The organism is Aeromonas intestinalis, assembly GCF_054052485.1.
Genome location: NZ_JBSTYK010000020.1, coordinates 65,911 through 71,942, shown reverse-complemented (window position 1 = coordinate 71,942; position 6,032 = coordinate 65,911). Strand labels below are relative to the sequence as shown.

The following is a 6,032-nucleotide window of genomic DNA, read 5'->3' as shown; positions in this document are numbered from 1 at the left end:
GCCGGGGGTCGCGGGTTCGAGTCCCGTCCGCTCCGCCACTAACAAGAAGCCCAGTCTAACGACTGGGCTTTTTTTCGTTTCTGCGTTTCTGTATTTCTCATTTTCCCCTCGCGATCTCACCTTAATCTTGTTTCTGACTCACCCTTGATATGCAGAAAAGAGATAAGCAATGCGCTATTTCTTTCTTCCAGGTATATCAAAGAGGCGGCATGCTGTACTCAATCCAACGATAAGGAGTATCACCATGAAACTGCGAATGACCGCTCTCTCCCTGTTATCCCTGCTTGCGCTCGGCCAAGCCAATGCCGCCGAAGTCCGGTTGCTCAACGTCTCCTACGACCCTACCCGCGAGCTGTTCCAGGAGTACAACACGGCGTTTGCCAAGGAGTGGAAGAGCAAGACCGGAGACGATGTGGTGGTGAGCCAGTCTCACGGTGGTTCCGGCAAGCAGGCGCGTGCCGTGGTGGACGGTCTGGAAGCCGACGTGGTGTCGCTGGCGCTGGCCTACGACGTCGATGCAGTGGCCAAGGCCGGCCTCACCGCCAGTGACTGGGAGGGACGGCTCGCCAATAACGCGTCTCCCTATACCTCCACCATCGTCTTCCTGGTGCGCAAGGGTAATCCCAAGCAGATCAAGGACTGGGACGATCTGGTGCGCAAGGATGTCTCCATCGTCACCCCCAACCCCAAGACCTCTGGCGGGGCGCGCTGGAACTACCTGGCTGCCTGGGGCTATGCCCTGAAGAAGGACGGCAGTGAGGAGGAGGCCAAGCAGTTCGTCGGAGACCTGTTCAAGAACGTGAAGGTGCTGGATTCCGGTGCTCGCGGTGCCACGACCAGCTTTATCGAACGCGGCCTCGGCGACGTACTGCTGGCCTGGGAGAACGAGGCGCTGCTGGTGCTGGGTCAGCCGGGCACCAGCGACAAGTTTGAACTGGTGGTACCGTCCGTCTCCATTCTGGCGGAGCCGCCGGTCACCGTGGTGGACAAGGTCGCCAAGAAACACGGCACCGAGGCGGTCGCCAAGGGCTACCTCGATTATCTCTACTCCGATGAGGGGCAGCGCATCATCGCCAAGTATCACTACCGTCCCAGCAATCCGGCGATCCTGAAGGAGACCTCGGCCCAGTTCCCGACCCTGAACCTGTTCACCGTCAAGGATCTGGAAGGGGACTGGGACAAGGCCCAGAAGAAACACTTCTCCCAGGGTGGTCTGTTCGACCAGATCTACCAGCCGGGCAGCTAAGTCTGCCCCACTGGGTCCCGCATCACGGATAGGAGCCTCCAGATGAACAAGATCCTCCTGGTTCCCGGTCTGCACAACAGCGGACCGGATCATTGGCAGAGTCGCTGGCATCAACACTTCCCCCAGTGGCAGCGCATGGTTGGGCTGCCCTGGGACAAGCCTGACCTCACGGTCTGGAGTGCCAAGCTGGCGAGCAAGCTCAGGAGCCGGCGTGGCCGGGTGCATCTGGTGGCCCACTCCTTCGGTGCCCTGACGGCCATCGCCGCCGCCAGGCTGCAGCCGGAGAAGGTCTCCTCCATCCTGATCGTGGCTCCCGCCGATCCGGCCCGTTTTGGCATCCCGGACGAGGCGCTGGCGGGATCGGTCAAGGTCTCCGCCCAGCTCATCGCCAGTCGCAACGATCCCTGGATGTCGTTCGAGCGAGCCGAGTACTGGAGCCGCCAGTGGCAGGTTCCCCTGTTCGATGCGGGGGAGGTGGGCCACATCAATGCCCAGTCAGGTCACGGGGAGTGGAGTCAGGGTCTCAACCTGCTCGGCACCCTTCATCGGCGGGCCGAGATGGTGGTGGAACCGCTTCAAACCGATTGGGGCAAGCGGGCGGCACTCAGCTTCCGTTAGTCATCGATCGTCACGGCGCAGAGGCCAAGGAGGAAACACACAGAGATGGGGGCCCGTCGTCCGTCCCCATGATCGTACTCATGGCATCCACTTCCGGTTTTGGTTTTACGGCTCCGTTTGGTTAGGTCTTTTATTTATATAAAAGACCTTTTTTTATATTTGTTGCTCTAAAAGCCTTGTTTCATCGTTGTTAGATAAAAAAGTGATTAGCAAAGGCGTTATTGGTGTTTGTTGCATCTGGCGGGAGTGAGCAGAATCGCTATATCGAAACTTACTTATAACAATCGGAAGTGTTATGCGATTAAGTTCTTACTCTGTCCTGCCTGGCCTGGGGGCGACGCTGGGCTTCAGCCTGCTCTACCTGGGCATACTGGTGCTGTTGCCGCTTTCGGCGTTGGTGTTGTTTGCCATCAACAACCTGAGTGCCGCCGAATTCTGGCAGGTGATCAACTCCCCCCGGGTGTTGGCTTCATTTCGCCTGAGCTTCGGTGCCGCCTTTATCGCCGCCCTGCTCAACAGCCTGTTCGGTCTCATCCTGGCCTGGGTGCTGGTGCGCTACAGCTTCCCCGGTCGTCGTCTGGTGGATGCGCTCATCGATCTGCCGTTCGCCATGCCCACCGCCGTCTCCGGTATCGCCCTGTGCGCCATCTTCGCCCCCAACGGCTGGATCGGCCAATGGGTTGCTCCCCTTGGCATCGAACTCGCCTATAACCCCATTGGTGTGGTGATAGCCCTGACCTTCATCGGTCTGCCCTTCGTGGTGCGCACCCTGCAGCCGGTGCTGCGTGAAGCCGAGACCGAGCAGGAGGAGGCGGCCGCAAGCCTCGGGGCCAACCGTTGGCAGACCTTTGCCAGGGTGCTTTGGCCAACCCTGATCCCGGCGCTGCTCACCGGCTTCGCCCTGGCCTTCGCCCGCGGGGTGGGGGAGTACGGCTCCGTCATCTTCATCGCAGGCAATCTGCCCATGGTGTCGGAAATCGCGCCGCTGATGATCATGAGCCACCTGGAGGAGTATGACTACGCAGGCGCCTCCGCCATCGCCTCCGTCATGCTGCTTATCTCATTCATTTTGCTGTTGATCATCAACAAGTTGCAGGCCTGGAGCTGGGCCCGTATCGGAGGGAGCCGGATATGACCGCATCTACCATCGCCATAGACAAGGCACCGCAAGTGGCCGTGGTCGTGACCCATCAACCTGTGACTCGCGAGCCGGTCTGGGTCAAGTGGTTGCTCATCACCGTCGGGTTGGGCTGGTTTGCCGCCCTGCTGCTGTTGCCACTCGCCACCGTCTTCATTCAGGCGCTGAGCCCGGGTCTTGCTTTCTTCTGGCATGCCATCAGCGAACCGGATGCCCTGAGCGCCCTCGGCCTCACCGCTCTGGTGACCCTCTGCTCGGTGCCATTGAACGTGCTGTTCGGTCTGGCGGCCGCCTGGGCCATCGCCCGCTTCCGCTTCCCGGGCCGGCAACTGCTCATCACTCTGATTGACTTGCCGTTCTCGGTTTCCCCCGTCATCGCCGGCCTGATGTTCGTGCTGATGTTCGGCAGCCGTGGCTGGTTTGGCGACTGGTTGAGTGAGCACGACATCAAGATCATCTTTGCCACCCCGGGGATCATCCTGGCCACCACTTTCATCACCGTGCCCTTCGTGGTGCGCGAGCTGCTGCCCCAGATGGAGGCGCGCGGGCCGGAGGAAGAGGAGGCTGCCATCATGCTGGGGGCGAGCGGCTTGCAGATGTTCTGGCGGGTCACCTTACCAGGGATTCGATGGAGCCTGATGTATGGCGTGCTGCTCTGTACCGCCCGGGCGGTGGGGGAGTTTGGCGCCGTCTCCGTGGTCTCCGGCCATATTCGCGGCCAGACCAACACCCTGCCGCTGCACATCGAGATCCTCTACAACGAGTACCAGACCGGCGCCGCCTTCGCGGTGGCAAGCCTCTTGGCCCTGTTCGGGATCTTCACCCTGTTGGGGGAAACCCTGTTGGCCCGGCTGCGTGGTCAGCCCATTAAATCTCACTGATTTCACAGTTTCAACGAGGCAGCCATGAGCATTCAGGTTCAACGACTCAACAAGCATTTCAATCAGTACGCGGCCCTGGCCGACATCAACCTCGACTTCCACGACGGCGAACTGGTCGCCCTGCTGGGACCCTCCGGTTGCGGCAAGACCACCTTGCTGCGGATCATCGCCGGGCTGGAGCAGGCCGACAGTGGCAACGTCATCATCCGGGGGGAGGATGCCTCCGCCCTGCACGTACGCGAGCGCAACGTCGGCTTCGTGTTCCAGCACTACGCCCTGTTCCGCCACATGACGGTGTTCGAGAACGTGGCCTTTGGCCTGCGGGTCAAGCCGCGCAGCGAGCGCCCGAGCGAGGCGGATATCCGTGCCCGGGTCAAGGAGCTGCTGGATCTGGTGCAGCTCAGCCACGTGGCTGGTCGTTACCCGACCCAGCTCTCCGGTGGCCAGCGCCAGCGGGTTGCCCTGGCGCGGGCCTTGGCGGTACAGCCCAAGGTCTTGCTGCTGGACGAGCCGTTCGGCGCCCTCGATGCCCAGGTACGTAAGGAGCTGCGTCGCTGGTTGCGGGAGCTGCACAACGAGCTGCACGTCACCAGCCTGTTCGTGACCCACGATCAGGAGGAGGCGCTGGAGGTGGCAGATCGGGTGGTGCTGATGAATGCCGGTCGGGTCGAGCAGGTCGGCACTCCGGCCGAGGTCTATGACCAGCCCGCCAGCTCCTTCGTGCACAGCTTCCTCGGCAGCGTGAATCTGTTCCATGGCCGGGTGGCGGAACAGGGGCTCGGCATCGGTGAGCAGTGGCTGGGGGGGGCGAGTGACTCCCGGCTGGCCCAGGGCAGCGCGGCCATCGCCTACGTGCGCCCCCACGAGCTGGAGATCCTGCCGGCGGATGCGCCAGGTGGCATCAGCGCCACCATCACTCGCCTGCTGCCCATGGGGCCGCGGATCCGGGTCGAACTCAGGGGCAACGGTGACGCAGGCACTCCCAATGGCAAGGGGGCTCACTACGAGGCCGAGCTGAGCAAGGAGGCGGCCCGTACCCTGGTGCCGGGGCAGGGAGTGAGGCTGATCGCCAAGCAGGCTCAGCTCTACCCGGACTACCAGATCTAGTGCGCGAGCCATCTATCGTGTTCAGGCTTGAGACAGAGAACAAGGCCCCGGGAGCCCATCCACGGGGCCGGTCAGCGCAGGAGGCGATGACGTGAATTTTCAGCAATTACGCATTATTCGGGAAGCGGCAAGGCGGGACTACAACCTGACCGAGGTCGCCAATGCCCTGTTTACCTCCCAGTCCGGGGTCAGCCGCCATATCCGCGAGCTGGAGGAAGAGCTGGGGCTGGAGCTCTTCATCCGTTACGGCAAGCGGCTGCTCGGCATGACGGAGCCCGGCAAGGAGCTGCTGGTGATCGCCGAGCGCATCCTCAATGACGCCAACAACATCCGCAAACTGGCCAGCACCTTCGCCAACCGCGACTCGGGCCGCTTGCTGGTCGCGACCACTCACACCCAGGCGCGCTATGCCTTGCCACGGGTGGTGAAGGCGTTTCGCGAGCAGTTCCCGCTGGTGCAGCTGGAGCTGCGCCAAGGCAGCCCGGAGGAGATAGTGCGGCTGGTGCAGACCGGCGAAGTGGACATCGGCATCAGCAGCGAACAGCTCGACAAGAGCGAAGGAGTGGTGGCGTTTCCTTACTACCGCTGGCATCACAACATAGTGGTGCCGGAGCAGCACCCCCTCACCGCCGAACGGGAGCTGACCCTGGCGGCGCTGGCGCAATGGCCCATCGTGACCTATCAGGCGGGGCTGACCGGACGGGTGCGGGTAGATGAAGCGTTTGCCGAAGCCAGGATAGTGCCGCAGATCCTGCTGACGGCTCAGGATTCCGACGTCATAAAGACCTATGTCGAGCTGGAAATGGGGGTGGGTATACTGGCGGACATGGCCTTCAACGGCCAGCGGGACAAGGGTCTGGTGCAACTCGATGGCAGCCGGCTGTTTGCCCCCCACACCGCCTGGATCGGCCTCAAGCAGGGGCAGTTCCAGCACAATTTCGCCTGGCAGTTCATCCAGCTCTGCAACCCGGAACTGGCGCTGGCAGACATCCAGGCGCGGGCTCTGCGCAACGATGCGGCGCTCGATTACCAGATCTGAGTG

6 protein-coding genes are annotated in these 6,032 nt (G+C 62.1%); all 6 read left to right on the top strand.

From position 1 onward, the window contains the following. Positions 1–244 precede the first annotated feature (244 nt). The 6 genes from ACW5W7_RS19570 (at position 245) to cbl (ending at position 6,029) form a co-directional block, all read left to right on the top strand. Positions 245–1,246: a sulfate ABC transporter substrate-binding protein gene (locus ACW5W7_RS19570; protein WP_349919606.1), complete on the top strand. Its 1,002-nt coding sequence runs from the start codon at positions 245–247 to the stop codon at positions 1,244–1,246. A 42-nt stretch (positions 1,247–1,288) separates the two neighbouring features. After that, entirely contained in the window at positions 1,289–1,864 is a 576-nt protein-coding gene (locus ACW5W7_RS19565; protein ID WP_349919604.1) for an RBBP9/YdeN family alpha/beta hydrolase, read from the top strand. Positions 1,865–2,159: 295 nt separating this feature from the next. Further along, positions 2,160–2,999 (top strand): sulfate ABC transporter permease subunit CysT, encoded by an 840-nt coding sequence (gene cysT / locus ACW5W7_RS19560; protein WP_349919603.1) that lies wholly within the window; start codon positions 2,160–2,162, stop codon positions 2,997–2,999. After that, on the top strand, positions 2,996–3,883 hold the full coding sequence (gene cysW / locus ACW5W7_RS19555) for a sulfate ABC transporter permease subunit CysW (RefSeq protein WP_456502779.1): 888 nt from the start codon (positions 2,996–2,998) through the stop codon (positions 3,881–3,883). Before cysT ends, cysW begins: the two co-directional genes overlap by 4 nt. Positions 3,884–3,907: 24 nt before the next feature. Then, positions 3,908–4,990, top strand: coding sequence for a sulfate/molybdate ABC transporter ATP-binding protein (locus ACW5W7_RS19550; RefSeq protein WP_349919599.1), 1,083 nt, complete (start codon positions 3,908–3,910; stop codon positions 4,988–4,990). Positions 4,991–5,081: 91 nt separating this feature from the next. Beyond that, positions 5,082–6,029, top strand: coding sequence for an HTH-type transcriptional regulator Cbl (gene cbl, locus ACW5W7_RS19545; protein ID WP_456502778.1), 948 nt, complete (start codon positions 5,082–5,084; stop codon positions 6,027–6,029). Positions 6,030–6,032 lie beyond the last annotated feature (3 nt).